The sequence below is a fragment of the Alteromonas sp. WD8-37 genome, assembly GCF_055326825.1.
Genome location: NZ_JBUZOV010000006.1, coordinates 88,532 through 115,148 on the forward strand (window position 1 = coordinate 88,532; position 26,617 = coordinate 115,148).

Here is a 26,617-nt window from a genome sequence, read left to right on the forward strand (position 1 = left end):
TTCACGAATTAATCGAAATTGTGAAAGCTACACCCATTCAACCCCTCACTATCCGCATAGATGGCAGTAAAGGTTATCAACGAGCGTCCTTAATATTTAATTAAAGGTTTAACTTTTAGCTTAAGTTAGTCTTAAGTATTTATGGTAGTGCCGCCTGGTCGGTAGGCACTTCACGCATGCGCGGGTGCCGGGCTACCACGCTGGCTAGGTTGGCTTCCTGGTCGTCTTTGGTATCAACAAAAAACACATGCTTGCCTTTTTTAAGTACTTTTTGAAAGCGTTTGAATTTTTGATTAGGCAGCTGCAAGCCAATCAGACCGCCTTCCCAGATGCAAAAACCAAGGATCACCGCCGCGCCAAAGATGACCGGCAACCAGCCCACCACAGAGTTATGCAATTCCATAAAATACGCCACGAACAGCAATACCGCCGCAACCACCAACCCGACAAACGCGCCCAGCTCGGAAGAATGGATAACATCCTTTTTCAAAAATGGCGTGATGGCGTGCAAATGATGCTGTTCCACTTCTGCATCATTTTCACTCAAAACGTGGATCTGGCTACGGGCAACACCCTGTTGCTCCAGCTCTTTTTCAACAACCTCTAAATCGTCGAGGTCGTCACAGATATAATAATGTCGTGACATATCAACTCCTGACCGTCTTTTTCACAAGCAAGACCAAACCTGATACAACGCAGGAATCCATTTGTAAGTATAGGTTACAGGGTTAGAATCGGCGGGGTAATAATATTAAATTTATCTAATGTGTTCTGTATGGTCGGGCGTTGTCAGGAACGACCGGCCAAATGAGTAATTTTCGTCTAAGTGCGTAAAGCGCACGGCAGTGTGTTTTTACAGCCTGTAGGAATTCCGTATAGTGTCAAAAGTGTTCACCTATTATTATTAAAGTGCAGTGTCATGTCGGTTTCTCTACGCAAATACAGCCGAAGTTTTCATTTGTGGCTCTCGCTGGTCATTTTTATACCAGTACTGATTGTCATCGGAAGTGGCTTATTGTTGCAGGTAAAAAAGGAATTTGACTGGATCCAGCCGCCGTCACAACAAGCTTCTAACAATACGCCGTCGCTGACCTTTGAGGCAATTTTAAATGCCCTCAAACAGGCACCGCAGGCAGATTTGCTTGAATGGCAGGATATTGACCGGCTAGATGTTCGCCCTGCCAAGGGCATTATTAAGGTGCAGGGAAAGAATCGCTGGGAGGTGCAACTTGATGCACAAAGTGGTGAGGTGCTGCAGGTGGCTTTTCGACGCAGCGATACCATCGAAGCCATCCACGATGGCAGCTGGTTTTTTGAAGGGGCAAAATTGTGGCTATTTCTGCCCGCGGCCATTTTGCTGTTTATCCTGTGGGTCACCGGATTGGTGATGTTGGTGACCACCTTAAAAAGCAAATACCGCAAAAATAAGTATCAAAAAATCGCGGCTGCTAATCAGAGCAAAACTTAGCAGCACAGAACTTAGCAGCGCAGAGCTTATAGCAGATAGGTCAGGGCAAGCTGCAGGCTTTTACCTTGCGCAAAGGCGGCTTTATCATCGGCGCTGGTGGGGTAGTGTTGATTGGTAAGATTGCTCCAGCTTGCCTGCAACTGTGTCCGTGCATTAACCTGCCAGCGGGCGCCAATGTCTAATGTAACCACATCATCCAGCGCCTGCTCCCCGGCGGCAAAGGCTGACTTGGCAGCACGATAGGCTAGCACCGTAAAAAAGCGCATGTCTTGTTGTTGCATGCCCACGTTCAGGCGCTGAGTCTGGGCAGGGATATCTGCAAGCGGGTTACCGGCATTATCTTCCCCCTGGATCCAGGTGCCACTAAGCCCTGCATCCACGGTGTTATCCTGAGATTGCCAGTTGAGCTGGTAGCTGGCGCCGGTGATGGTGGCCTGGGCCAGATTGGCATACTGCAAAACCTCTGCCGATAGCATCATACGCTCGATATAGTGGTCAACTTGCTGGTAAAACAGCTCCACCGAGCCCTGCAGCTGCCTGGCAGTATAAGCCACAGTTACCTGGGTATTGAGGGCTTGTTCTGTATCCAGCTCAGGATCGCCTAGCACGGTGCCGCGGGGCGTCTCGCCGCTAAAAAAGCGTTCAGTCAGCGACGGGTTTCTAAAGGCGCTGGAAACATACAGGCTTGTGGCCCAGCGGGGCGACAATTGATAGTTTGCCCCGGCATACCCGCTTACATTTGTTGCTATGGTCTGGTCAGCCATATCGCTGTCATCAGACTGACGTTGCCAGTCTATTCGCGCCCCCAGGGCCAGTGCTGTGCGCCCCCATTGATGTGACGCATCCATAATACCAGCAGCATTGATCTCGCTGGCATTTAATGTGTTCAGTTCATAAGTGAACTCTCCAGCCGGTAGCTGAAATTCTTGTTCGTGGGCCACCACGCCCTCACGGCCGGCCACCTGCAGCTGCCAGTTAAACAGCCAGGCTTGCCACGCGCTGTCGCTTTTTATATCAAAGCCATAATCCAGCGCTTTGTTTTGGCTGCTTGTCACGCGGTCAAATGGCCGCATTACCGAAGTGCTCAGGCTGGACTGATGCCACCAGATATCCCCAGAATAGTGGTTTGTGGCAAAACCCAGTTTCCCCAGCCAGTGGCGGTTGTCCGGGTACAGAGTGATTTTGTCATCCGGATAATCGCTGCTGGATTTACCGATGTCGTTATTATCGGAGTAAAGCGACCAGGCTTCTTTCAGTACGCTGCTTTCAGGCCGGTGTCGCACAAACAGCGCGGTTTGATCGAATTGGTCGAACAGAGCGTTGTCCTCGGCGTCTCGTCCATTATCAGCACTGCGATAGGTGATGCCCCAATCCGTATTAAGTGTGCCATCGGCGTAGCTGAGCGTGTGCATGGGCTGGTTATTGCTATAGCCCACGCGAATATGCGGTTGCGGCGATTCGGCCAGGCGCAGGTTAACCGCACCGCCTAGTGCACCTGAGCCAAAATAGGTGGACGCTGCGCCAGGCAACACAGCCACTGAGGATATAAAGTCAGGCGGCATGAATCCTACACTGGAACCTGCGCGGCGATCGCTCACAATGGGCACACCTTCTACCAGTGTCTGAATCCGCCAGCGGGAATAGCCGCGAATGCTGATACTTTGAATTTGCCCGCCTTGGCCGTTTAGTGAGACCGACGGTGACTGCAGCAGCACATCGTTGGTATGCAGCGGCGTGACCAGGTTTTTTTGATCAAACTGATACTGGGGAAAAACACGCGACAGGGTTTGGTCATAATAAGGCCGTGATGCAGTCACGGTATAATGCGCGACCTGCTTATCAGGCGGGGATTGGGCCTGGCTGGCCGGTGACAGCAACAAACTTAATGAGGTCAAAACACCCAGCGGTTGCCAGGCACACATACAAGATAAAAACAGGCTCATGGCACGGATACCACAAAAAAATCGCGGCAGTAATCACTGCCGCGTGTTCAGAATACTGGCGAAGAACGCGCGAGGGAGCAGCTAAATCAGCTTTCTAACGCTCGTGTTCCCACTCATTCCTGCCACAAGATGCTGGCCACTATAAAGCAGCGGTAACCGGTAATCCCACTGTCCATGGGCCGCCAGCATCCACCACAGCCTGTTGCAGGTCCGGCACGGTTTTGCTTTGTAGTGTGCTGACACGAGGCACCACTTTGTCCAGGCCATCCTTCGCATAGCCAAGCTGGGCTTTATGCTGTTGGGTCGGGCCGTAGGAAGAGCCTAATGCCGAACGGGCATAGTTCAGGCGGCTCATCACATTGGCCGGTTTTGTTCCCATTCTCTCGCGCGACTCAAGGCCAAACAGCACCTTGTCCACCGCATTAAGCTCATCCTGAATGGCTGCATACTGCGCCTCAAGATTGGCCACATCGCCTGGCGTACGCGCGATGGCACTGCGTAACAGCTCCATGGTTTTCTTCAGTTGCTTCAACACGGTGGTGGAGGCCATGGCGCGTTTTTGCGCGTCAGTGACCGCCTCACCGTAGGCCGCTATTTCAGCCTGGCTCGCGCCTTTAAGCGCGCCCTGATGAATAGACTCTAAGGTGAATGATGCTGGCTCTGCCAAAGCCGTGACCGTATCGCCTTCGCGTTTAAACAGGGTGGCGGTATACTCGCCCGGTAACGCCATCGGGCCACTGTTGTTGCTGTCTGTGTCACGCATTGGCGTGGTTGCGGCATAGGTCATATCCCAGGTTAAGCGGTGCAGGCCTTTTTTTGTGCTACCGGCTACGCGTTTAACCATATCACCTTCGCTGTCACGCACTTCAATGTACACCGCCGGTGCCGCTTCCTGATTTTCAGCTTCAATGGCTTCCCAGCTGGGGTACTTAGGATACTTTTTCTCTTCAACCGCTTTTTTGTCGGCTTCCTGGCGTTTTTCTTTGGCTGTGAGCAGGCTGTCTTTAAGATAGTAAGTAAAGGTGGCGCCATGCTCAGGGTTTTCTGCCATAAAGCGATCGTCACCGTCAGAATCAGAATGATTGCCATCTAACTGGAACCACTTCACCGGGCGGCTTGGGGCAAACAACATCGCCTCCTGCTGCATCGACTTTTCGGTCAGCTGGCGCAGCGGGGCATAGTCATCAAGGATGTAAATGCCACGGCCGAAGGTGCCGGCCACCAGGTCATTTTCACGACGCTGAATTTTGACATCGCGTGTGGAGATAGTGGGAATACCGCCATCCAATTCTACCCAGTCTTTGCCGCCATCGACGGAGAAAAACACGCCAAATTCAGTGCCAATGAATAACAGATCTTTATTCACATGGTCCTGAACAATCCGCCATACCAGATGTTTTTCCGGTAAGTCACCGGCCAGCGAAGTCCAGCTTTTGCCCAGGTTGGTGGACTTAAGCAGATAGGGCTTATAGTCGCCGTATTTATGGTTATCCAGCGCCACATACACGGTATTGGGATCGAATAAGTCGGCGCGAATATCGTTGATATAAGAGTTGGCCGGGATCCCCTTGATATCATCCAGCTCAATCTTCTTCCACGACTGGCCGCCATTGGTGGTCACCTGAATAATGCCATCGTCAGTGCCCGCCCATAGAATATTTTCATCCACCGGGCTTTCCGCAAAGTTGGCGATGGTATGAAATTCGGACATGGCATAGAGATCCCAACCGGCTTCCACCGACCAGGTACGGCCCATCATCGGCATGTGCATGCGATTTTCATTTTGGGTCAGATCGCCCGACAGCACGGTCCAGCTATCGCCGCGGTCATCGCTTCGCCATACCCGCTGCGAGGCAAAATAAATGCGCGCCGGGTCGTGGGCCGAAACATTGATGGGAGCGTCCCAGTTAAAGCGCTCAGCCGGGTCGCCTGGTAGCGGCTGCGGCTTGATATACACGCCTTCTTTGGTGGTCATATCCACCCGGGTCAGGTTACCTTGCTGCCACTGCGAATACATGATGTCCGGATTGCCAGGCTCAACAGCAGGCTGGTGGCCATCACCGCCCAGGGTCAAGAACCAGTCTTTGTTTTTAATGCCTTCGGATTTCATGGTGCGCGACGGCCCGCCCTGGGTAGAGTTATCCTGCGCGCCGGCATAAATCTTATAAAACGGCTTGGAGTCGTCCGGCGCCACCTTATAAAACTGGGTCAGCGGTAAGTTGGCCATATAGCGCCAGTTGGCCATTCTGTCGTGAGACATATAAATGCCACCGTCAGAGCCCATCAACACAAAATCCGGATCGGTGGGGTGGAAGGCCATGGCATGGTCATCGACATGCTTGCGCTTGGTATTGATGGGCGTCCAGGTTTTGCCGCCATCGTCAGACACCTTGCTGTAATTACTGGCAATGTAGACCCGGTCAAACTGATGCTGGTCGGCAAAAATTTCCTGATAATAGTGAGGGCCGGTACCAGCGCCGACTTCGTCAGACATCATGCTCCAGCTAGCGCCCTGGTCGGCAGAGCGATAAAAGCCGCCACCGCGATTGTCCGTTTCAATGGTGGCGTACAAAACGTCAGGATTGATGGGGGAAATGGCCATGCCGATCTTACCCATATTGCCTTCGGGCAAACCGGTTTTAAGTTCTGTCCAGGTTTCACCGCCATCGTCAGATTTGTGAATGCCAGCACCTTCGTTGGTGCCAACATAGGCGGCGATTGTGCGCTGACGCGCCCAGGTGGCAGCGTACAGTTTGTCAGGGTTGCGCGGGTCGATAAGTAAAGAGGTCACGCCGGTCCACTTGTCGGACGGCTTTAATACCTGCTTCCAGGTCTCGCCACCGTCGGTGGTTTTGTATAACCCGCGCTCGCCACCGTCACTCCACAACGGCCCCTGGGCAGATACCCACACAATGTCCGGATTGGTGGGGTGGATAATAATGTCAGAAACGTGCTCAGATTTTGAAAGGCCCATATTTTTCCAGGTCTGGCCGCCATCTGAGGATTTATACACGCCGTCACCAAAGCTGATATGACGGCCCCCGTTATTTTCACCGGTGCCTACCCAGACGATATTTGAATTGCTCGGTGCAATGGTGACATCACCAATGGAATACACCGGCTGGTCATCAAAAATCGGCGACCAGGTGGTGCCCGCGTTGGTGGTTTTCCAGACCCCGCCAGAGCCCACCGCGGTGTACCAGGTAGAAGGGTCGTTTTGGTCAATGGCGATATCCGCAATGCGCCCCGACATATAGGCCGGCCCAATGCTGCGCAGCTCCATGGCTTTGAAGGTTGAGGTACTAAAGGGCGCGTCTTTGTCGGTGTTTTTTTCGGTGTTATCTGCAAAAGCGGGCGTGCACGACAGTGCCAGCGACACAGCAACAGCTGCTTTAAGAAGCTTTCTCATTATTATTATCCAGTGTGTTGATGAGGGCACGCAGCCCTGCTGAGTGTGAAGCGGTATTTTCTATAGCATTACTTACAATTACCTGCAGTTACAATGATGTAAACGACCAACCGCCCAATACAGGCGTTGAAATTTTCAGCAGGTGGGGTGGGTGGTTGAGAGTTTATTTTGTTCGAAATAGCATAAAAACTGGGTTTCAATAATTGCTGTCACCATTAGGGGATCAAGTACGACTGGAAATTATCTAGGTTAGTAGTGGCGATTCACGGCTACTATTTTTTATTAAGCGTTGAGAGCTACTGGTCACCGCTTTTGTCATTAAACAAGGGCATTCACTCTGCCGAGTGCGCTTCAAAGAGATTGTCTTCAACCACACGCCTGATTATCGGGTATTCTATCAGGTGGGAAACATGAAGCGCAGAACACAAATATGTGTCGTTCAACCGGATAGCCCTGCGCTTGGAAGTGCTGAATCAAGTCAATCATCGGAGGGCATTGGATTTTATGCACCACACTATGTATTGCGGTAAACGCTTCAGAAAGTTGAATAAGGTGGATGAGAGACCACGAGAGTGCTTTGCCATCGAAGTTGATACATCTTTACCTGCCGAAGGCGTGGTATGCGCGCTCGGCCAACTCAAGGATCAGCACCGATTGTTCACGCAATAATTGTCTGTGTATTCATCGCGCAGATAGGGTTACACCGTAACATGGTTTTCTTCTAGATAATCAAAGGGTAACGTAACCGCGTACTCCGAAATTAGAAAGTCATGAGGTTGTTCATCATACTTCTAAATCACAGTCGTGCTGTCAATCATCAGGCGGTCAGTGAACTAAAAAAAAGTAGCAATAGCCACTGAATCGCTTTCTAGGTCCCGGTTCCCCTTGAGGGTTGCGGACGGACTAATTTACAGTGGTGATGACTCAATATGCTGATTATGATCTTCTCGCGGCTTTAATTGCAGCGTATGTGCCTGTAACTGCACTTTAATTGCAGCGTATGTGCCTGTAACTGCACTAAGAATGAGTATTCATAAATAGTTCGGTCTACAACCTTAAACCGCTTCAAACGTTGTTTTGTCTCTTTCTGTAAACTTTTTACGTTTTCTTCGTTGTCATCCTACTTTGCTCCTGCTGCGTATTTTTGTTGTTGGTGATAAAAAACAACAAGGCCATTCCTATGGTCGCTGAGAACAAGGATGCGGAAAGGATCCCTAGCTTGGCAGCGTTAATAAGGTCAGGCGTGAAAGCCAGGTTGGCAATAAATATTGCCATTGTAAAACCTATACCGGCGAAGATGCCGGATGCGCCGATTAACCCCCATGATAAGTCTGAGGGGCGCTCGGCCAGCTTGCACGTCACCGCAGCCCAACTGAATAGGCAAACCCCAACTGGCTTTCCAACGACAAAGCCAATAAATATTGCCACTGTCACTGGCGTAGGCATTTCATTAACAGTGAGTGGTATGCCAGCATTAGCGAACGCAAACAGTGGCATCACCACAAAACCCACCCAGGGATGAAGCAGCGCTTCCAGCCTTTCAACTGGAGACAGTGCTTCACGAGCCGCGGACTCGGCAGTTTTGAGCATTTTTGAATGGGCTTGCCCTGTGACGGTCTCACCCTTCGTGTGGACCCAAAGGGAATTAACGATATCATGCAACCGCTCCTCGCTAACCCATCGTATAGTTGGCGTCATTAACCCAAGCACCACCCCCGTTACGGTCGGATGGATCCCTGATGCGTCTACCAACAGCCATACCAACGCACCAATGACAAAAAACAGCAAGATACTACGAACGCCAAGTAGTGCCATGAATCTCACAGTGGCAATGCCTAGCAAAGCGGCCGCGACAAAAAACATATCAATGGCATCACCATAACCGAGCGCAATCACGAGGATAGCGCCTAAGTCATCTACAATGGCCAACGACAGCATGAATACCCGCATGCTTTTGGGGATCCGCTTTCCAAGCAATGCTAAACAGCCAATTACAAAAGCGGTATCCGTCGCCATAACGACACCCCATCCCTGTTGCCCCGGCTCGCCAAGCTGTAAGGCGAGATAGAGGCAGGCCGGGACCACCATGCCACCAACGGCTGCAGAGACAGACATCATGGCAAGCTTCGGCTTGCGTAACTCACCTAACACCAGTTCACGCTTAAGCTCTAGCGCAATAACAAAGAAAAAAAACGTCATAACGGCGTCATTTATCCAATCGTGTAAGGAATGCTCAAGTATTATTGGTCCGATCTTAAGACCAATGGGTATCTGCCAGATAGCCGCAAAGTGTTCACTGAACACTGAGTTGGCTAAGTAAAGAGCCATCAGCGTAAAAAACAACAATACTAATCCCGCAGCGGCTTCTATTTGCATGAAGCGTGATAGAGGCTGAGTTATCCAATCTATGGGCGATTGGGGTAGCTGTTCCGCATTGCCTCTTCTGTTAGCGAGTAACGATCGAATGATTTTTTTTACTTTCACTCGCCCAACTCTCCTAATTCATTGGTAGTCGCCTTGCGCAATCGTTCGTCGCCCTGTTCACTGATTCTATTCGCGCGAATCAGTACTTTTGCGCTTATTATTCATACGGCACGAGTTAATAAATCACCAAGTGTACGAGACTACCAGACGGGACCATCTGTGTATGTTCGGTATCGAACGTTGCCACTGTTGATCAATGAGAACTGCCGAGGTTTGCTGGGCGGCGTGGCGGGGTGAGCGTGCGCACGTACTCTTGACCATGTCATAGGCAGACAGTCTTAATCATAGGCATAGCTTTCCAGCCTATCCGTTTCCGACTTCACCACGGCGTAACACTCACAACAGAGCGCTTCCAGCTTTGCCCGGTTAGTTACGGTGATATGGCCGCGTTTGTAGGTGATCACGCCAAGTTTTTGTAATTTGCCTGCAGCCTCGGTAACCCCCTCGCGTCTGACACCCAGCATATTAGCGATGAGTTCCTGGGTCATGGTCAGATTGTTTGTTGACAAGCGGTCTAGTGACAATAACAGCCATCGGCAAAGTTGTTGATCTATAGAGTGATGGCGGTTGCATATCGCGGTTTGAGCCATCTGCGCAATCAGTGCCTGCGTATACCGTAGCAACAAAGTGCGAACATTCTGTTGATCATTAAATTCTCTGCGCAGTAACGTTGATGGCAATAGGTATGCTAACCCTGCACTCTGAACAATGGCGCGATTGGGCGCACTTTCTCCGCCCATAAAGACCGCAATACCGACAATCCCTTCATTACCCACAACCGATATTTCAGCTGTGGAGCCATCTGCCATGCTGGACACCAGTGAGACGATACAGTCCGTTGGGAAGTACACTGCTTCAATACCCTGGCCAGCACTGTATAAAATCTTTCCTAATGGCAACTCGCGTAACTTAAGATGCGGGAACAGTCGGTTTTTGCTCTCTTCGGGCAGCGCCTTAAGCAATTTATTTTCTGTTGGAGCTATCATGGTTTTCTGCCGCTTTATTCTCCTTTTTGTAAGGATTAACTCAATGGCCTGACGTGAATGGTTGCCGAAGAGTGTCTGCTGAGCGCATGTTAATCGCACTATTAAAAGGCGCAGTACCGACATCGCTAATACCGGGTATTCCATAGTGCCAGAGCCCGCGTAACGGCCCAGTGTCTGGTGTACGTGTCGTTATTTACTTCAAACATTATACGTTGCTTGTCGCTCTGCTTATCGCAATCAAGTGTTTGTTGGGCATTAAATTCGCTACCGTAAGTAGGAAGTTCTTTACAGTTTACGAGTGCTTTGGGCCAGTACGGATTAACCGGCGGTGCGACAGCGCTGTTGTAACTCTGCCAACTGCCGTCACATCTTCGCCGAATACAGATTATATTCATCACTAAATCGACAGTCATAAAGGCAGGCCTGTTTCAGAGTGTAGTTGACGATAAGGCTAATCGCATCCTTGACGGCTGTATGTTCGACAACAAACATAGGCAGAGCGGCAATGAGCATAGCAATTGTGTAGTCACATCGACGATATATAAATAAACACGAGTTATGCGGGCCAGCGAACAGACTGTTGCCGCCAGTGCGGTAAGATCCTAGTGTTCGCCGTGTTTGTCGCGTGGCGGGCTGAGTATCAAGAAGCAGGATACGACACCGCAGCAACCAGCCATGGCATACTGCTTTGATTGGACTGCACTACCGACACTGGAGAATTTTATGACGCTCTCTGCCACTGAAGCAAAAACAACGAGTACGGTGACTAACGCAGTTTCTGAGTTACAGTCAGTAAACGATCTGATTAAAGCTGAGGTACACAATAAAGCAGGCAAAAAACTGGGCACGGTAAAAGATCTGATGATAGATACGCTAAATGGCCAATTGAGTTACGCTTTGCTTTCATTTGGCGGCTTTTGGGGAATGAGGGAAAGCCTGTCTGCAATCCCCTGGAACGCGCTACGCTTTGACTTAGCCGCAAAGCACTATGTACTTGATATCGACATGGAGAAACTGAAAGCTTCCCCTTTGGTAAGCACCTGCCACTGATTATTTGCAGTAAGGAAAATGGACGATTATTGCCATTTTTAATCGGGAAATACCATTTACCGTTTTGATACCTTTTATAAATGACATCACTTCTAAGCGGTATCAATTATTAAAACGTTATCTTGATTTGCGTTTGTCTATTGCATATTGAACGGCCATTCGAGCAAGTCCGGCACCAATGCCTGACACTACCGCCCATGTTACTGCCTCTTTAAGGTCTGTATTTTCACTAACCTTGTCTTTTGGGGCTGGCTCATTGGTAACCTTTTCCCATGACTTTTGTAATGATTTCCGTGCTAGCATGCCCGCAGATGCAGCGGCAAGTCCAACACCTATAGTCGTAATTAGTTGTTTGTTACTCATGTTATTCTCCACTGATTAATAACTGCCAAGCTGTCCCTTTGTTACACTTAAAATTCGCAAAGGTTTAACAATAACTACCTAGCAATTTATGTTCCGATAACACCCATGCCAGCGGGTAATAATCATTTACTTAAGTGTAGTGGTCAAAAAAACGAACATCATTTCAGTGGTAAAGTCATCGCCACGCAAGAGGTGTTCAATGGCAAGAACTAGGTCGTTCGTTTTCAACAGAATCTAAATTAGAAGCTACGAACCAGGTTTTGAAACAGGGAGTACTCTACCCAAAAACCTCCAGGGCTTTGGATGTAATGAAATAGCAACTCGTCGCTAGGTAAGCCAGTTATAAGAAGAGTGAGAAAAGTAGGACAGTCATTTTTTATAGACACAAAAAAACCGACTTGCGTCGGCTTATTGTTTCTTCTTAAATGAAGATGGTACCAGTGGGCGGACTTGAACCGCCACGCCCGTGAAGGCAACGGATTTTGAAAAAATTGCGCTTAAATTTTACTTTTAAATTCAATTTGTTACAACAATTTTTGTGCAGATTTGCAAATCCTTTGCATGCTCTGGGCGATTTTTGGCAGGGCCTGATTTTCCTAGACATTTTCTATGTACTTAAAATACTGCCTGTCATATTTTATTGGTGACGTATGCCCGTTGGCAGTATGACGATGTTTTAGATTGTAGAACATTTCTATGTAATGAAACATCGCTTGTCGCGCATCATCTCTGGTCTTGTACTTGATACGACTAATTTTTTCTTTCTTCAGATTGCTAAAGAGGCTCTCCTCTACCGCATTATCTCAACAGTTGCCTCGTCGACTCATTTTGGGTTCAACATCCTTCGTATTGAGTAACTTTCTGAAGCTGCGGCTACTGTACTGAGAGCCTTGCTCGGAATGAAGTTAGACAGTATCAGACGGTTTTCGTCGCCAGTAGGCAGCGATAAGCGCGTCCATCACCAGCTCTTCTGTCATCCTGTCACTCATCGACCAATCAACGATATTCCGGGCGTACAAGTCCATTACAACAGCTAAAAACAAAAAGCCTTCATGGGTATGGACATAGGTAATGTCGCTGACCCACCACTGATTCGGCGCTGCGACGGTAAAATCGCGGTTTAGCGTATTGGCAGCAGCATTGTCTGGCTTTCTGTCATAGCCTCCCTTGGGTGCGTTGTATCCGCGCTGGGCTTAAATACTGGCTTGTTGCATCAGCCTTAAAACGCGGTCACTTCCGCACGGAATATTCGCCTCAAGTAAATCCAGATGAAGGTTGCGGTAACCATGATGGCCACCGCTTTCCAGCCAGAATCGTTTGATAGCGCCGAGCAAGCGCTTATCATCTTTATCACGCTAGCATTCAGGACGTTGTTGCCACTCATAATAGCCACTGGGATGCAGCTCAAGTGCCTCGCACAACAATCTCACCGGATAATCGGTACTACGAGATTTTAAAAACGGATACCGTTTTTTGACTCGCCGACAAAGAGCACCTCGGCTTCCTTTAGTATGCCTCTTTCTCCCTGAGCGCGCTTTAGCTCACGTTTCAGTCTGACAACGTCTGTACGTAAGTCTTCATCTACTTTACGCTGCGTGGTTGGCTTTGAGAAGGATTTTATCCTCTTGGTACTAATATCGAGCCGCGCTGCTACGTCAGCAAGACTGTAGCTATGCTCCACCACTTGATTCACTGCTTCCTGCTTAAATTCGTCTGAATGACGAATGCCTTTACCCATGATTTACCTCTTATGGTTTGAGTTACATTCTTACTATAAAAAGTGTCGAGAAATCTCAGGTCTTACCATCTCTCCTCATTGTTCAACCATGATTGGTGCACTTATTATCTGAATTCGAGCGTGGTCTGAATATATGAATATTAAGAAAATGAAAAATATTCTTGACTATTATTTGCTCACGATGATAGCTTGATTTCAACATCACAAGGGAGTGACGGTTTACATGGAAGTGAGAGATTTTCTCTATAAACACCCGCGAATAAAGATATTACTTTTTTTATTGGCAGTTGTTATAGCTTCTCCTTTTGCAATGGAATTGCTTATATTCCTTCAGTTCGGCGGTATAGAAGTTGCATTTTTGTGCATGCTCGCTACCTTCAAACCTTACTTCAATAAACTTCGTGATTTTGTACAAAGTGTTAAAGGATGCATAAAGCTTGTTAAAAGCATTTTGGCTTCTCACCAGATAACATCTGCAAAGTCAATCACGTTTAATGCTTCTTTTTCACTTGCAACAATTTTTTTTACCGGAAGTTTCACTTTCTGTTTGGTAGGATGGATTATCAGTTTGGCACTACTAAACTAGAAAATGATGAGTGAAAATCTTTCAGAAAAGTATTGTAAGTTAGTGCATAAAAACGCTGATTTATGATTTGCCTATAAAGGCAATATGGCACTTAGTGCAAGAGTGGGCAGCATTTGCCAAGCTATGTGGTGTAGACAAACAAATGCCGCCCTTTTAAAACCTAAAATGAGAAAATAACTATGTTAAATCAAATCAATAATATCAATTTAGAAACGAACTCCATTTCGAGTGAAGCAGGCGTCAAAATTGTTCATCCTGCATTTGTTCCAATTCTTCTGATTACTGCTGCGATAGCATAAAAAATAATGGGAGGTATTACCTCCCATTGTCTTCATTATCAAACAGGAGTTAAGGTAATGGATAGTATTAAAAAACTTATGAGTTATGCCAACTCACTAGATTCGGAAGAAGAATTTTTGAACAATGCTGGTGGCGCTCTAAAAAACTTCGACTTTGCTTCGATAAGTTGGAAATCTCTCATCCAGAATAAACTAGAAAGCCTTACTGAGATAGATTATAACAGCAAATCAACTAAAGAGGAATCATCTTTTTGGATTAATGTTAACAATCACAGGGTTCCTCTCGCAGGTGGGAGCTTAGACGACCAGTTCGGTTCGGATTATTCATTAGATTACATGATAGTTGGTCTACAGTCTATAGACTATACAGGAGCAGGTTTTTTTCGTTTCGATCTAAGTTCAGGTTCTGAAGTTGCATCTTCAATAAATTCGCAAGTTATGCTAGTTGTCGAAGGCGAGTGCCACTATACGGAATATAGATTGAGTACACAAGTACCATCTATAATAGATTCACCTTCAGCTATATCGAATTTAAAAATAATTGGTAGTGAGCAAAAAATTGCTAAGCGTGGTGATATTATTGTGCGAGATAGAACCTCGGCTTTAACAATAATTGATACTAGCGTGCGCTGTGTATTACTTACTCTTACCGCAATAAAGTATACATCACTATTTCAGTTTAATTTTGAAACGAAATCCGGTAACGTCAAAAAAATAATCGATAACGATATCACTTCGAGCAGAAAGCGCAAGTTACTTAATGTGCTTCAAACTTACGGTAATAGAGAATCACTACCGATAATTAAAAAGTTAATAAGCGATCCTCACCATGGAATTAGATGGCAAGCTCTAAAAGCATTGATGAATATTGACCAAAAAAATATTGAGAAGTATCTGAGGATTGGGCTTAAGGATAAAAGTAGCGAGATAAGAAATATCTGTGAACATTTTCTGAATTTGGATAATAAGGAAGTAGTCTAAAATGACAACGTTTTACGAGAAAACTACCGATCCTTCTGCTTCAGTGTTATCGGAAGTGTTAGAGTATCTTGACGAAACTGTAGATTTTTTAGATGAGGAATCTATAAAATCTGCAGCGCCGATAGCACAAAAACTTGCAAATGATCCATCGTGGTTCATAGATATTCTTAACGCAGAAATTAAAAATAATTTACTGTCAGATGGTAAGTTCAAGAATGTTTATACATCTAATTCAACTCTTCTAGGGCGCTCAAAAAAGGGGAAACCTTATTTTTTGCGAACGAATGTATGGTTGCCTGAGTCAGATCCACTTAGACAGGGGATGGATAAGCGATTTTTCGCTGAAGATCTTTTCCATGACCATAGTTTTGATTTGCTAACAGTAGGACTACTTGGTCCGGGCTATAAGACCAATATCCGTCACTATAACCATGATACGACTGTTGGTGTTGTAGGTGAGAAAGTTGAGACTTTTAATAACGTTGATTTTCAACTTGAAAGAGGCTCAGCGTTATTTATGCGCAAACATGAAACAATACATCAACAATTACCACCTGATGAAACGTCTGTTTCTTTCAATATTATGCTAGATAATTTAATGAAGCCACGTTCTCGCCAGTATGAGTTTGATATAGTTGATCAAAGTAATATGAGAATTAATTGTGTTCATTATAATGGCTATAGATTCAGTCATAGTGCAGAATATCTTATAACTATGGCAGCATCATTTGAAGATGAGAATACGATTGATTACTTATACGACTTATATTTAAAGCTTATTAAAAACCCCCTTCAATATGAACCCACAATAATAATATTGTATAAGTGGTTAGTTAAAGTTGGGGTGCAGCCAAAAGCAATCGCATTACCACATAATATTACAACTGAGTGTTTACGTTATCATATGTCGTAGTTGAAAGTTAAGTGGATGATTTAAAATAGAATAATGGGCCTTTTTATGTTGGAAGATTTATTGCAGTTTACGCATGTTTTTATCAATGACAATTTGTTGGCGTTGTTGTCAGTATACATAATAATTAATGTGTGTCTTTTGCCGATAGGATTGAAAATTTTGAGTCTTAATAGAAAAATCACTAATCATTATCACGAGATTAAAAGTCAAAATATTTCAGGTTCTATAGTTAAGCTTCTGTTTAAAAAGGTACCATTAAGAACTTCTTTAACTTACTTCCTTTTTTTTACAATTCAGATTGCAGTTTCCTTATTTGTTTTATTAGGTATTAGTGACTTGTCATTCACTGATGATATCAATTCAATGTGGTGGTTCTCATCTCTTTCACAACCCGATCCTCTAATGATATTTCCTTTGTTTCTCCTACTGGCATTGCTTTGGCATTTGAGGTTAAAAGCATCTCTTAAGTCTGAGAAAATGCATAAGTCTTCGTATGTTTCCATAGTCATTTTTACTTTAGTAATGTGCTTTTTTTCAATAAAGTTTGTTTTATATTTAAGTATTTATTTTCTTTTCAAGATTTTAGTGGTCTTGACTTACGAAAAGAGATTTATCCTAGCTAATCTCTTTAATGGTGTCCGACTAAATTCATGATATGTGATTGTGAAGACTAGACAGGCATTGTAAGCTATCCAGTCGCATATCTGGCAAGTCAAGTTTTGTCGCGCAGACTTCTACGCTCATGGGCTTATAGCGGATAAACTGAAACGAACAATTTCTTCGTGAATACATACTCATGTAGGAGCAAGGTCCGGCTGAACCCGGATTGTGATATCCAATCAATGGGGTTGAGAATGGCTAAAGAGGTTTTCATGGTACTAGATAACTAAAGAGAATATAGGTCACGTTAATGTGTATTAACGTGACCTATTATTTTCTATTGGGATACAGATAGATATTTTCATTTAGCCGTTTATACTTGTCGTAAGCGCAGTATTTTTTCTTTGCAAGCGGACGGCTATGGCAACACAAATCGCACGACATAATGTAGATGACTCTCTCTACGTATTTCTTCAAGACAACAGCAAGAAGTGGTATGCACGCTTTCAGCTATTTGGGACTTGGTATTGCAAGTCAACGAAACAGGTAGATAAAGATGAAGCTATCGCGGCAGCGCGTCTGCTGCGTATGGAATGGAAGATAAAGGTCGAAAGCGGAACGCTGACGAAGAGTAAGCGGTTTCGAGATGTCGCACACCTTGCGATTACTAATATGGAACATGCGTTGTTGCACGGCGGCGGTAAAGTTAGCTTTAAAGATTACATCGGCGCTTTAAAGCGCTACCACATCCCATTTTTCGACAGAATCTATGTCACATCGATAGACCAGCAAAAAATAAAAGAATTTGAAATCTGGCGGATCAAGAAAGCCGGTCGGCTACTCAACAAGTCAACACTGCTTAATCACAATGCCGCATTGCAGATGGTCTTCAAGGAAGCCGTTGAAAAACAATGGATGTTAGCAGTACAGGTACCGGTGCTGAGTGCCACAGGAGAGCAAGGCGCAAGAAGAGCGGCTTTCACGCGCGAAGAATACGAGCAGGTATTAGAAACAATAGAATCGATGCGTGATAACAGTCGAAAAGATAAGACTCGCCAGATCCGTGAGCTTTTACTGGATTATGCGGAAGTTGTTGTCAATACAGGTATTCGGCCTGGCACTGAGATGGAGGAACTGACCTGGGGTGACATTGAGATGACACGCCAAGGCCATCAAGTAATATTCAAAATTAAAATTCGCAAAGGCAAGACCACAAAGCATACTGGTACACGTACTGTCGTGTGTAAAGACGATATCGTGTATCCGCTCATGGAGCTTCGTGATCGTTTTCCAAACCGAAAGCCCAGTGACAAACTGTTCAGGCTTGCTGATGGAAGCACTTCACGAGAATTGGGAAGAACGTTTAGCACTGCCCTTGATGAATGCGAATTGAGAAGTAGCTCTGAAGGCCCCAGATCGCTTTATTCACTTCGACATACCTACATAACTTGGCAATTACTGAGCCGTCAACTGCGAATTGATGTGCTTGCAAGGCAATGTGGGACGAGCACAGCAATGATTGAGCAACACTATAGTCACGTGGTACCGAGCATGTTCGAAGAAGAACTGTCGGGTGTGACATTCGACAAGCAATCTACTAAGAAGAAGAATAAACGAGCACTAACACGTGAGCAAAAAACTAAAGATGTGCTAGCGAAACGTTTTTCTGAATGGGAGAAGGACTATAGGGCACGTGGCTGTATTTGAACTGCGATTATTGTCCGTTCAAATATATTAGCTGGACTAGCTCAGACCTGATCTAACAGTTACCCGTTATCCGGTGCCCGTGTCATTTTAGATTTGAGCTAAATTCTTCTCAGCTGTTCGAATAAGTTTTAGCTTCTTCTCTACAGTTAAAGTCAACCAGAATCGTCACGCCACTCGGCTAGGTAGTCTTCGTGCTTCATTTCGTTATATTCATTAGAATATTCTTCAAACGAGTCGTAATCATCATACCTTTGATTGCTGATGCCGGAAAATTCTGAACTGTTTGCATGCCACCAACCATCTCCTTTTTTTAAACCCTGTCGTCGTATAACTTCAATTTTTTCATGTACTGTTACCCCAGTTGTATTTACACTTCCTTTCGAGAGGTCTTTAATGATGTCATAGTCAGGTTTTTCATCTGCAGATATGTAAACTTTAAATCGTTTGAATGTTTTCATATCTTTATCACTTATTTTGTCAAGTCCTTTTAGGGCTGGCGTGACAGATCTTATGAAATCTTCTACCTGATAATTTGGCTCTACCACATGTTCGAATACTTTCTTTTCTATCTTTGGCGGTAACGGTGGAGCAGTGCTGCTGAATACTCTATTTTCTTTCGTTGAAACTAGTTTTCTTCTTATCTCAGGATTTACTTTTTGATGATGATTTGTTTTGCAACTATACTCACATTTTCCACAATAGTTACAAATAAGCCAGTTGCATTTGCTACACTGTTGGTTTTTCGTCGAAGACAAATGGCTTCGGCAGCCATGACATAATGCAGTTCTTACTCGGTCGTTATTGTATATTCTATTGCCTTGCCAATTATTTTGGCTGTATTGTCGTGATTCTTTCTTTCCATCCAGCCATATGAAAACACCAACCGCAACCAAAAACAAAAGTAGTGCCAACTTAAAATCCCTTTGCAGCTCTATAAATAGTAATAAGTGTAAAAATAATATAAGGTAAGATAAGACTTAATATCAAGCTTTTAGTAGGATGTGATGGCCAATAAAACCAAAACACCTTTTAGGCGATTCTTCTGCTATACTCTGCCGATACGGTGTAATCAAACGACCAGCAGTCGATCCCTACTAAAATCATCTCTTCGGAGAGGGGGGCGTTCTTTCAGTAAACTAGATTCATTTAGATAAATAGCTGCGCGGCTGTTCAACTAAGCCATGTTAAAGCTCCAAACCAAACTATCTGTTGTGAGAATTTCGTAAGCTCTACGAGGCCAGATATGCTATCTCTGCCTAAGCAAGTCCAACGCAGTTTCGAGTGTCACGACAACATCATGAAACGAGATAGTAAATTTATCCTCACCAGGATGCTTCAGTGCCAGCAAGTTAGAGAGTAAAACCTCCGCTCGCTCATTATGAACGTGTGCTGCCACTGCATTCTCGAAACAATCTTCTTCTGCAATTTGTGCCATATTCTCTCTACTCACCAAAAATGACAATAATAATAATATAAGGGTGAATGACAACTGTCTAAAAGGCTAGGTTGTGCCTGACCTGTAAGTAAAAGCCGCTCAACAGATTGAGTAATAGCTTGTTCAAATTATTTGCTGGGAATAGCTAATCCGGCATCATTGAGTAGCTCATCGACCAGGCGTTTATATTCTGATAATAATTTTTCCTTCGGAAGGACAATAGTGTCAATATCTGCTGTAATTCTATCAATACTTTTGGTCGACGCTAACTGGCATCTATCTTCGTGAGACAGCTTCCTGAAATGCTCTGGAGAGATAAGCTGTATATTAGGCATATCAAAAGGAACATCTTTGATCTTTGTTAGTGAAAAACTTTTTGCTGTGCCTGAGTCTTGATATTGATACCTAGACTCAATCCTTGCAGCAGGAACCACCGAAGTGAGCAGCTCCTCAGCTTCCTGCACGGAGTAAGGTTTATTTTTAAACACTTTGTTTAAGAAATTAGAAACAGGGCAATATGTTATGTTTCCCAACTTCATCCCTGAGCTAGATTGAACATTATAGTGTGCTTGGACAAAAAACTTACCTTTTCCGTTGTACTGCCAGTAATAGACTGAGGGCTTACTTGTTGTACAAATCGAAATGAAAGGTGAAAATATGTTATGGAGCTGCAAGCCAATATCTAGCTTTGTAATTATAGAACCTTTGATTGCCGTGTCTTTTTCATTGCCAAAGGATTTGAAAATCCAGCTAAAGAAGCTCTGTTTTTCATCACTCGTAAAGTAGCTTGGAGAAAAATCCAATCTGAAATTTCTATAGCGAGTCGAGTGGTTTTTATTGAGTATTGAAATGTGAATCTTATTTCCATTTTTAAATTTTGCTTGATAATGGGAGTTGTAATTCTTACTTATACTTGTGACTTTTTTGTGCTTCTTTAATCTTTTAAATTTCCAAGTGTCATTTACTCTGAGCTTATCTCCTAGTAAGTCTATAATTTCTCTACTCTTATGCTCACTAATATCAAAACTAACAACTAAACTATCAAAGTCTAACTTCAACCAGCGCCCATCTGTGTATCGGCACATTAAGTCGGACTGTCTCAATATAAAATCGTCATCATCAGCTATCTCGGCTAGAGCCTTCACTCGTTCAAATACAGTTGTTGAAGAATGGTAACGACGCATCTTGTCAATGTCGGATACGGGCAGTCGTAGTTGAGAGCTAACCCTACTTTTGAGTTTACAGTGTCTCTGCTTAGTCTGTATGGATGTATTAGTCATAGTGTGTATCTATATTGTTACTGATAGAGGCGCGCACCTGCGCGTATAATTACAAATTACTATTTTCATCTTAAAATCCACAAAAAACGCAAAATCAGTAAAAATGCGGTTTAGCACCTTAAATCACGCTAAAAATGTCTAATCCATCCCTATTTCCGTATTTTTTACGATGAGAAATTGCACACAAAATACTTCCGCAAGAATTGTAAGTGATTACTAACATTTTTCACATTTTCGGCTTGGCATTATGTGAAAAATCGTATGACTCACGTTTTCTTTGACAAAAATAATTCGTATGACTACGATTGTGAAAATAGTATGACTACTATAAGAGGTCCAACATGTCACGCAAAGCAGTTACCGCTGAAGTATGGAGACAGCACGGAGCTAATCTGATAGCTCACGGCAAAGCTGATGCAACGAAACGTAGCAGAGACGCGCTAACCTCAATAGCTGAGCAATTAGAAAATTTAGAAAATATTGACGAGCCATCTGGCATCAATAACACTGTCAAAAATATAAATTCTCATATTAATGATATTGACAGCGATATTTGGAATAAATGGAAAAGTAGGATAAGAAGTAAGAAAGCTTCCGAAAACTCTAAGAGAAGAGATATTACGGAAGCAGCTTTAAAATATATTGAATATTACGCTTTAAAAAAAGACAGGGCAGTAAAGGAGATATTTAACGGAATAGGTAATGGCTACGTTTTAATAGATAGAGAGGAAAGTGATAAAATAAAGAGGATTGTTAAAATGCTTAAGCAAAATGGTGGTTCTGAAATGTCTGAGATTGATATTTTAAACATGTTGCATAGCGGATTGATGAATAATAACGTTACAAATAATGAAAAACTTAAAAAATGGATAGGTACGGTTTATATTCCTAAAATTTGAAACAGTACCTGACTACAAAAGTTTAAAAAAATTATTAGGCAGTGTAGTGGTAGCTAACAATTTTAAAGGTTGGGCTTCGCTGAGGCCAACAGCACTTTCCCATCGAAGCCTGCCAGAGTTTCTTCTAGTCGCGCATAGCTATTTGTCAGGCCTAACCCAAACTACCAGTAAACTATCAGGTTTGACAAAGTCCACCAAAACTAAGCCACTTTGGTCATCATCCACTATTTTCGTCTTCTGGATAGTTGAATTCATTAAGTCGAATTATAACCTTCCAAATTTGGCCACCGCCTAAGTTGTACTTCTCTCGTTCAATACTTGTCGACTCTCGAGGATATAACTCTTCGATAAGTCCGGCCTCATGAAGCATGTTACATGCTTCACGAATACGGTTACTAGGTGGGTCCTGTTCATGTCGAATTTTCGCAAATTTGCTGTAATCTTGCGCAATTTCGTTTAGAGATTCGTATATAAGCTCAAATTTTGAGTTCTCCTTAATGACCTTGCGAGAAATGATGGAGATAAAAAACACACCTAACTCAACGGCCAATTTATTCAAACGGTAACCTTTCCCATCTTGTTTTTTTTCATTTGCCCAACTGAGTAAACATGAGAACATTGTTTGCTGTAACCTTTGCATGTTGAAAATTCCATCTAAGCCTTTGTTTTTAAATTGATTTTTTAGGGTTGTCGTCTCGAGTGCACGAGAACATTAAAATTGCTTTATTAGTATAGGGAAAATTTGTTGTTCGCGATTGCTCGTGGGCAATAAAAACTCCTGTACTTGAACTCAGTGGATATGATTTGCATTGTTTTAATCAACAGGAAAGAGCAATGAAAATACCTACAGATAAGTCAATAAATCAGTTTGACCAGTACACACTCAATAGCATGATTCTTGTATTAACAAGGCACAAGCACCCCAACCTTATAGAAAGGGAGTTAGGAGGCTCTGCAAATACTAACATAAATCCCTCCTTTGCCCTCGGAGTTGCTTTTGAGGCTATTATGGCGGTTATCAGAAATAATGTTTTCAGCCAATTGTCAGTGCCCTTATTTAACATGGAAGATATTGATGTAGACACAATCATTTCTGATACTGGTTTAGACTTATACCTAAGTAGAGAAAATGCTGAAACTCTAGTGCAACGTGCACTATGGGAGGGATGTTTATTTAGCGCTCTCGGCGTCGAGCAGGCCACCTATACCCCAGATGACCTGGTTTTGTTCGGTGCACTGGCTCATATGTATGGGTTTAAAAAAGTGAAAAAGATCTATAGACGAGCTTTGAAGGGTGAACGGGTTTCAAACTGTCCCAAAGTCCCTTCACAAGAAGCAGTGAGGAAGGCTCGGCTGCATTTTATAAAGAAAGAAAAATTATAGATAGTTTTTCTGGGGGCTTAGCCCCCCATTCTTATTATTTTGGTACAAAATCGCCGTATATTTGCTCAATACCCACTGCTATTCTAGCTAAAGCTTATTCAAGCAACCTTGTATTTCGCATTCGTTTTAACATCTCAGTCGGAATAAACACATGAATACAGCATGTCCTTACACGCTGTACTTAGGGCGACTTGCGCCCAATAGTCAGCGCTCCATTGCGTCACAACTGAATAGCATTGCAGAACTTCTGAATTGGCCTGAACAAGGTAGGGCAGGATTGTTTGCTGCTATCGACTATCAGCAAGCTAGCCATATTCAAGCATTGCTGCTCAAGAAAGGCTGGTCGGCACGCTCAATCAATAGAGCCATGGCTGCGATCCGCAATATCGTAAAAATTGCGGTTATGTCTGGCAAAGCATCTGAAATGCAGGCGCTACAACTGCAATCGATATCAAAGGTAAAACATGGTAGTCACCGTGGTACACCATTATCCGTCATTCAGGTTGAAAAACTATTCGATACGCTTTGCCGAAATGAATCGCTTATTGGCATTCGTGACAGTACCATTTTCTCGGTGCTACTCGGCACTGGACTAAGGCGTAGTGAGTTGGTTGCACTTGCTTATGCCGACTATTCACCAGAGAACAAAACGCTATTCATCCGCCAGGGTAAAGGTAACAAAAGCCGGATCGTGTATTTGCCTGACTGGGTGAAACGGTCTGTCAGTAAATGGACAACCATCAGAGGTACTGGGCGAGGCCCACTATTCGTGCGTATCGCCAGAGGCGGTCATGTTCAGCAAGAAAGCCCGCTTTCAGGCAGTTTTATCTACTCACTGGTACGAAAGACTTTGAGTTCTATTGGCGTAGAAGGTGTATCTCCGCATGATCTACGCCGTACTTATATCACCCGACTTCTCGAGCAAAATGTTGATTTGAACACTGCTCGCCAGATGGCAGGTCATGCTGATGTATCTACTACCGTGGTGTATGACAAACGGCATGAAAAAGTGATGAAGGCTGCTGCGGCCAATCTTGCATACGTCAGCAATGGTGATAAGCATGAATAGGTTTCGAGAACGGTATAAGCTCAACTATCTCGCGTGCTCATGGGCAAAAAGGCTACTCGAGTATATAGATGAGCCCGACAGCGACCTGCTGAATGCTAACACGCTTTGCGCTTTAACCGGCCAACATCGACTAAGCGGGAAGCAGCTAAAAGTGAGCTCTAAGCGCAGTGTGGTTAACTTCTTTTCTATCACTGACAAGCGTCCTGCAATCACACAGCTTTGCATCAACAATTGCCAGTTTATTGAAAGAGAATTGGCATTAGCGAAAAATGCCGCGCGTATCATTGAGTATATTGTCGTCGCGCACGCCAACCCTGCTTTTCTTCAATTTTCAGACCTATTGATTGGGCAGTTACATTACGAACAGGTTGGCACGTTACTACAGGATATATGTAAGCTTACCTCTGACGATTACGAGCGCACACTCAAGCAACTGACCAGAGCTGGCATATTACGAAAGCCTAGTCTGAACGTCCTGTATGGTGATGAATTACCGGACCATCTGTTACATAGCCTGCTCACTCAAAAAGTTGAAAACAAGCAGCAGCTCATCGCACCGTTACTACATAAAAGCCACACTGCGCAATTTAGCTTAAGTGCGTTTCCACAAGTTGATGGATTTCGCATAAGGGACTATCTCAAATCGGCCGTGAAACAAGGACTCACAGGCACCAATTTATTGCTTTATGGTGAATCCGGCACCGGCAAGACGGAGCTTGCTCGTACACTGGCCGAAGAGCTTGGTCATGTACTTTATGAGGTTAGGTCTACGGCACTGACTGAATCAAAAAGTACCGACGACTTTGAGGCAAAGTACCCAGATAAGGAGCGTTTGCGCTACCTATCAATGATCAGTAACTTGCTATCAAGCAGCTCGAGGTCACTGCTACTGATTGATGAATGCGAAACGATTTTTGAACATGCCTGCTACCAGTACAGCAAAGAGCACCTCCAGCGTTTAATCGAAGATAACGATATTCCGTGTATCTGGATAACCAATCACATCGATTATCTGGAGCCCAGCTTTATTCGGCGTTTTAAGCTTATCATTGAAGTACCACGACCAACGCCGGAAGATATCGCCGCCATTTGCCAGCCACACTTCAAAGGCTTGTCGTTGTCAGCGAAATTCAAACGAACGGTAACGCGTGTGAACAACGTTTCGCCTGCCGTAATAGCGAATGCTGCACATGTAGCGAAAACCCTGCATACAGCGCGTACCGAAGCGGAGAACGTTATATATGAAACCATTGAGGCAACACTGCGTGCAGCAGGGCAGTGGGAAAGCAAACTTCAGTTTCAACTTGCTCAGGAGTTCGACCTTTCACTGTTTAACATTGAGCAACCCAAGAGCTACCTTGATGACATCCAACAAGCGCTAGATAACGATTGGTCAGTTCGCGTGTTGCTGTCGGGGCCGCCTGGCACAGGTAAAACAGCATTTGTTCATCACCTCGCAGAGCGGCATCGACGTGAGCTTATTCATGTGAAAGCATCAGATGTGCTTAGCAAATGGGTGGGCGAGAGTGAGCAAAATATTGCCGCCATATTTGAAGAAGCGCATACCGACGAAAAGATGATTCTTTTAGACGAGGTAGATAGCTTACTTACTAACCGTGAGTCGTTGAATGCTCATCACGAGCTGCAATTGGTGAACGAATTACTCACACAGATTGAGTCGTGCGCACAACCGGTTTTCGCAGCGACCAATCTTGAAAGCCGACTAGACCATGCCGTGCTCAGGCGCTTCGACTTCAAACTGCAATGTACTTACCTATCGTTCGACCAAGTACTTCAGTTGTACAAGCAGTCACTGGGTATCAAAACGGTTAAAAAAGCTGAGCAACAGGCATTGGCTGAGCTAACCCAACTCACGCCTGGCGACTTTGCCATTCTGGCAAGACACAAACAGTTCAGCACCAGACAAAATCACAAACTTTCTGCCATCACCCTGTTGGCAGAAGAAAACAAACGCAAGCAAACTAAACCCCAAATGGGCTTTATTCGCCCGAACTAACCCAACG

At 44.6% G+C, this 26,617-nt stretch carries 19 protein-coding genes and 2 pseudogenes; 10 read left to right on the plus strand and 11 right to left on the minus strand.

Going from position 1 to position 26,617, the window contains the following annotated elements; all coding sequences use genetic code 11:
* Positions 1–139: 139 nt before the first annotated feature.
* Positions 140–646, minus strand: coding sequence for an NAD/FAD-utilizing enzyme (locus ACTUJZ_RS13380; RefSeq protein ID WP_463636838.1), 507 nt, complete (start codon positions 644–646; stop codon positions 140–142).
* 273 nt (positions 647–919) lie between these two features.
* Here ACTUJZ_RS13380 and ACTUJZ_RS13385 point away from each other — a divergent pair, with 273 nt between their 5' ends.
* Complete coding sequence (locus ACTUJZ_RS13385; RefSeq protein WP_463636839.1) at positions 920–1,468, plus strand: PepSY domain-containing protein; 549 nt, start codon at positions 920–922, stop codon at positions 1,466–1,468.
* A gap of 26 nt (positions 1,469–1,494) precedes the next feature.
* On the opposite strand, the gene ACTUJZ_RS13390 is transcribed toward ACTUJZ_RS13385, so the two are convergent.
* Entirely contained in the window at positions 1,495–3,411 is a 1,917-nt protein-coding gene (locus ACTUJZ_RS13390; RefSeq protein WP_463636840.1) for a TonB-dependent receptor, read from the minus strand.
* Positions 3,412–3,550: 139 nt separating this feature from the next.
* Positions 3,551–6,820 carry a VPS10 domain-containing protein gene (locus ACTUJZ_RS13395; RefSeq protein WP_463636841.1) on the minus strand — a complete coding sequence of 1,090 codons (3,270 nt, stop codon included), beginning with the start codon at positions 6,818–6,820 and terminating at the stop codon, positions 3,551–3,553.
* A 341-nt stretch (positions 6,821–7,161) separates the two neighbouring features.
* Between ACTUJZ_RS13395 and ACTUJZ_RS13400 the strand changes: the two are divergent.
* Positions 7,162–7,477, plus strand: a pseudogene (locus ACTUJZ_RS13400) (IS3-like element ISAma2 family transposase); the annotation flags it as partial.
* A gap of 441 nt (positions 7,478–7,918) precedes the next feature.
* Here ACTUJZ_RS13400 and nhaA read toward each other — a convergent pair.
* Together nhaA and ACTUJZ_RS13410 are read right to left on the minus strand one after the other, a co-directional pair.
* Entirely contained in the window at positions 7,919–9,304 is a 1,386-nt protein-coding gene (gene nhaA / locus ACTUJZ_RS13405; RefSeq protein ID WP_463636842.1) for a Na+/H+ antiporter NhaA, read from the minus strand.
* Between the two features lie 278 nt (positions 9,305–9,582).
* Positions 9,583–10,290 carry a Crp/Fnr family transcriptional regulator gene (locus ACTUJZ_RS13410; protein WP_463636884.1) on the minus strand — a complete coding sequence of 236 codons (708 nt, stop codon included), beginning with the start codon at positions 10,288–10,290 and terminating at the stop codon, positions 9,583–9,585.
* A 723-nt stretch (positions 10,291–11,013) separates the two neighbouring features.
* On the opposite strand from ACTUJZ_RS13410, the gene ACTUJZ_RS13415 reads away from it, so the two are divergent.
* Positions 11,014–11,340 carry a PRC-barrel domain-containing protein gene (locus ACTUJZ_RS13415; RefSeq protein ID WP_463636843.1) on the plus strand — a complete coding sequence of 109 codons (327 nt, stop codon included), beginning with the start codon at positions 11,014–11,016 and terminating at the stop codon, positions 11,338–11,340.
* Positions 11,341–11,457: 117 nt separating this feature from the next.
* Here the strand turns inward: ACTUJZ_RS13415 and ACTUJZ_RS13420 are convergent, their stop codons facing one another.
* Together ACTUJZ_RS13420 and ACTUJZ_RS13425 are read right to left on the minus strand one after the other, a co-directional pair.
* Positions 11,458–11,703, minus strand: coding sequence for a DUF4235 domain-containing protein (locus tag ACTUJZ_RS13420; RefSeq protein WP_463636844.1), 246 nt, complete (start codon positions 11,701–11,703; stop codon positions 11,458–11,460).
* Positions 11,704–12,299: 596 nt separating this feature from the next.
* Positions 12,300–13,441 (minus strand): annotated as a pseudogene (locus tag ACTUJZ_RS13425) (IS3 family transposase).
* Between the two features lie 942 nt (positions 13,442–14,383).
* Between ACTUJZ_RS13425 and ACTUJZ_RS13430 the strand changes: the two are divergent.
* From ACTUJZ_RS13430 to ACTUJZ_RS13440, 3 genes are all read left to right on the plus strand, one after another.
* The gene (locus tag ACTUJZ_RS13430) at positions 14,384–15,307 is read left to right on the plus strand and encodes a HEAT repeat domain-containing protein (RefSeq protein ID WP_463636845.1); all 924 of its coding nucleotides are present in this window, start codon (positions 14,384–14,386) and stop codon (positions 15,305–15,307) included.
* Between the two features lies 1 nt (position 15,308).
* Complete coding sequence (locus tag ACTUJZ_RS13435) at positions 15,309–16,220, plus strand: hypothetical protein (protein WP_463636846.1); 912 nt, start codon at positions 15,309–15,311, stop codon at positions 16,218–16,220.
* 1,020 nt (positions 16,221–17,240) lie between these two features.
* Complete coding sequence (locus tag ACTUJZ_RS13440; RefSeq protein ID WP_463636847.1) at positions 17,241–18,527, plus strand: tyrosine-type recombinase/integrase; 1,287 nt, start codon at positions 17,241–17,243, stop codon at positions 18,525–18,527.
* A 152-nt stretch (positions 18,528–18,679) separates the two neighbouring features.
* Here the strand turns inward: ACTUJZ_RS13440 and ACTUJZ_RS13445 are convergent, their stop codons facing one another.
* From ACTUJZ_RS13445 to ACTUJZ_RS13455, 3 genes are all read right to left on the minus strand, one after another.
* Entirely contained in the window at positions 18,680–19,438 is a 759-nt protein-coding gene (locus ACTUJZ_RS13445; RefSeq protein WP_463636848.1) for a hypothetical protein, read from the minus strand.
* A gap of 335 nt (positions 19,439–19,773) precedes the next feature.
* Positions 19,774–19,962, minus strand: a complete 189-nt coding sequence (locus ACTUJZ_RS13450; RefSeq protein WP_463636849.1) for a hypothetical protein — start codon at positions 19,960–19,962, stop codon at positions 19,774–19,776.
* Positions 19,963–20,090: 128 nt separating this feature from the next.
* Positions 20,091–21,146 (minus strand): hypothetical protein, encoded by a 1,056-nt coding sequence (locus tag ACTUJZ_RS13455; RefSeq protein WP_463636850.1) that lies wholly within the window; start codon positions 21,144–21,146, stop codon positions 20,091–20,093.
* Positions 21,147–21,583: 437 nt separating this feature from the next.
* On the opposite strand from ACTUJZ_RS13455, the gene ACTUJZ_RS13460 reads away from it, so the two are divergent.
* On the plus strand, positions 21,584–22,141 hold the full coding sequence (locus ACTUJZ_RS13460) for a hypothetical protein (RefSeq protein WP_463636851.1): 558 nt from the start codon (positions 21,584–21,586) through the stop codon (positions 22,139–22,141).
* A gap of 217 nt (positions 22,142–22,358) precedes the next feature.
* Here the strand turns inward: ACTUJZ_RS13460 and ACTUJZ_RS13465 are convergent, their stop codons facing one another.
* Positions 22,359–22,781 (minus strand): hypothetical protein, encoded by a 423-nt coding sequence (locus ACTUJZ_RS13465; RefSeq protein WP_463636852.1) that lies wholly within the window; start codon positions 22,779–22,781, stop codon positions 22,359–22,361.
* A 194-nt stretch (positions 22,782–22,975) separates the two neighbouring features.
* Between ACTUJZ_RS13465 and ACTUJZ_RS13470 the strand changes: the two genes are divergently transcribed.
* The 3 genes from ACTUJZ_RS13470 to ACTUJZ_RS13480 all read left to right on the plus strand — a co-directional run bounded on the left by ACTUJZ_RS13470 (position 22,976) and on the right by ACTUJZ_RS13480 (position 26,610).
* Complete coding sequence (locus tag ACTUJZ_RS13470) at positions 22,976–23,524, plus strand: hypothetical protein (RefSeq protein ID WP_463636853.1); 549 nt, start codon at positions 22,976–22,978, stop codon at positions 23,522–23,524.
* Between the two features lie 151 nt (positions 23,525–23,675).
* A complete protein-coding gene (locus tag ACTUJZ_RS13475; RefSeq protein WP_463636854.1) occupies positions 23,676–24,593 on the plus strand; it encodes a tyrosine-type recombinase/integrase in 918 nt (305 codons plus the stop codon).
* Positions 24,586–26,610: an AAA family ATPase gene (locus ACTUJZ_RS13480; RefSeq protein WP_463636855.1), complete on the plus strand. Its 2,025-nt coding sequence runs from the start codon at positions 24,586–24,588 to the stop codon at positions 26,608–26,610. Before ACTUJZ_RS13475 ends, ACTUJZ_RS13480 begins: the two co-directional genes overlap by 8 nt.
* Positions 26,611–26,617: the final 7 nt, after the last annotated feature.

Excerpts from the sequence above, each read along its gene's own strand:
- ACTUJZ_RS13380 (WP_463636838.1), bottom strand. The coding sequence starts at position 646 with ATGTCACGACATTATTATATCTGTGACGACCTCGACGATTTAGAGGTT.
- ACTUJZ_RS13385 (WP_463636839.1), top strand. The coding sequence starts at position 920 with ATGTCGGTTTCTCTACGCAAATACAGCCGAAGTTTTCATTTGTGGCTC.
- ACTUJZ_RS13390 (WP_463636840.1), bottom strand. The coding sequence starts at position 3,411 with ATGAGCCTGTTTTTATCTTGTATGTGTGCCTGGCAACCGCTGGGTGTT.
- ACTUJZ_RS13395 (WP_463636841.1), bottom strand. The coding sequence starts at position 6,820 with ATGAGAAAGCTTCTTAAAGCAGCTGTTGCTGTGTCGCTGGCACTGTCG.
- ACTUJZ_RS13410 (WP_463636884.1), bottom strand. The coding sequence starts at position 10,290 with ATGATAGCTCCAACAGAAAATAAATTGCTTAAGGCGCTGCCCGAAGAG.
- ACTUJZ_RS13415 (WP_463636843.1), top strand. The coding sequence starts at position 11,014 with ATGACGCTCTCTGCCACTGAAGCAAAAACAACGAGTACGGTGACTAAC.
- ACTUJZ_RS13420 (WP_463636844.1), bottom strand. The coding sequence starts at position 11,703 with ATGAGTAACAAACAACTAATTACGACTATAGGTGTTGGACTTGCCGCT.
- ACTUJZ_RS13430 (WP_463636845.1), top strand. The coding sequence starts at position 14,384 with ATGGATAGTATTAAAAAACTTATGAGTTATGCCAACTCACTAGATTCG.
- ACTUJZ_RS13435 (WP_463636846.1), top strand. The coding sequence starts at position 15,309 with ATGACAACGTTTTACGAGAAAACTACCGATCCTTCTGCTTCAGTGTTA.
- ACTUJZ_RS13440 (WP_463636847.1), top strand. The coding sequence starts at position 17,241 with ATGGCAACACAAATCGCACGACATAATGTAGATGACTCTCTCTACGTA.
- ACTUJZ_RS13450 (WP_463636849.1), bottom strand. The coding sequence starts at position 19,962 with ATGGCACAAATTGCAGAAGAAGATTGTTTCGAGAATGCAGTGGCAGCA.
- ACTUJZ_RS13455 (WP_463636850.1), bottom strand. The coding sequence starts at position 21,146 with ATGCGTCGTTACCATTCTTCAACAACTGTATTTGAACGAGTGAAGGCT.
- ACTUJZ_RS13460 (WP_463636851.1), top strand. The coding sequence starts at position 21,584 with ATGTCACGCAAAGCAGTTACCGCTGAAGTATGGAGACAGCACGGAGCT.
- ACTUJZ_RS13465 (WP_463636852.1), bottom strand. The coding sequence starts at position 22,781 with ATGCAAAGGTTACAGCAAACAATGTTCTCATGTTTACTCAGTTGGGCA.
- ACTUJZ_RS13470 (WP_463636853.1), top strand. The coding sequence starts at position 22,976 with ATGAAAATACCTACAGATAAGTCAATAAATCAGTTTGACCAGTACACA.
- ACTUJZ_RS13475 (WP_463636854.1), top strand. The coding sequence starts at position 23,676 with ATGAATACAGCATGTCCTTACACGCTGTACTTAGGGCGACTTGCGCCC.
- ACTUJZ_RS13480 (WP_463636855.1), top strand. The coding sequence starts at position 24,586 with ATGAATAGGTTTCGAGAACGGTATAAGCTCAACTATCTCGCGTGCTCA.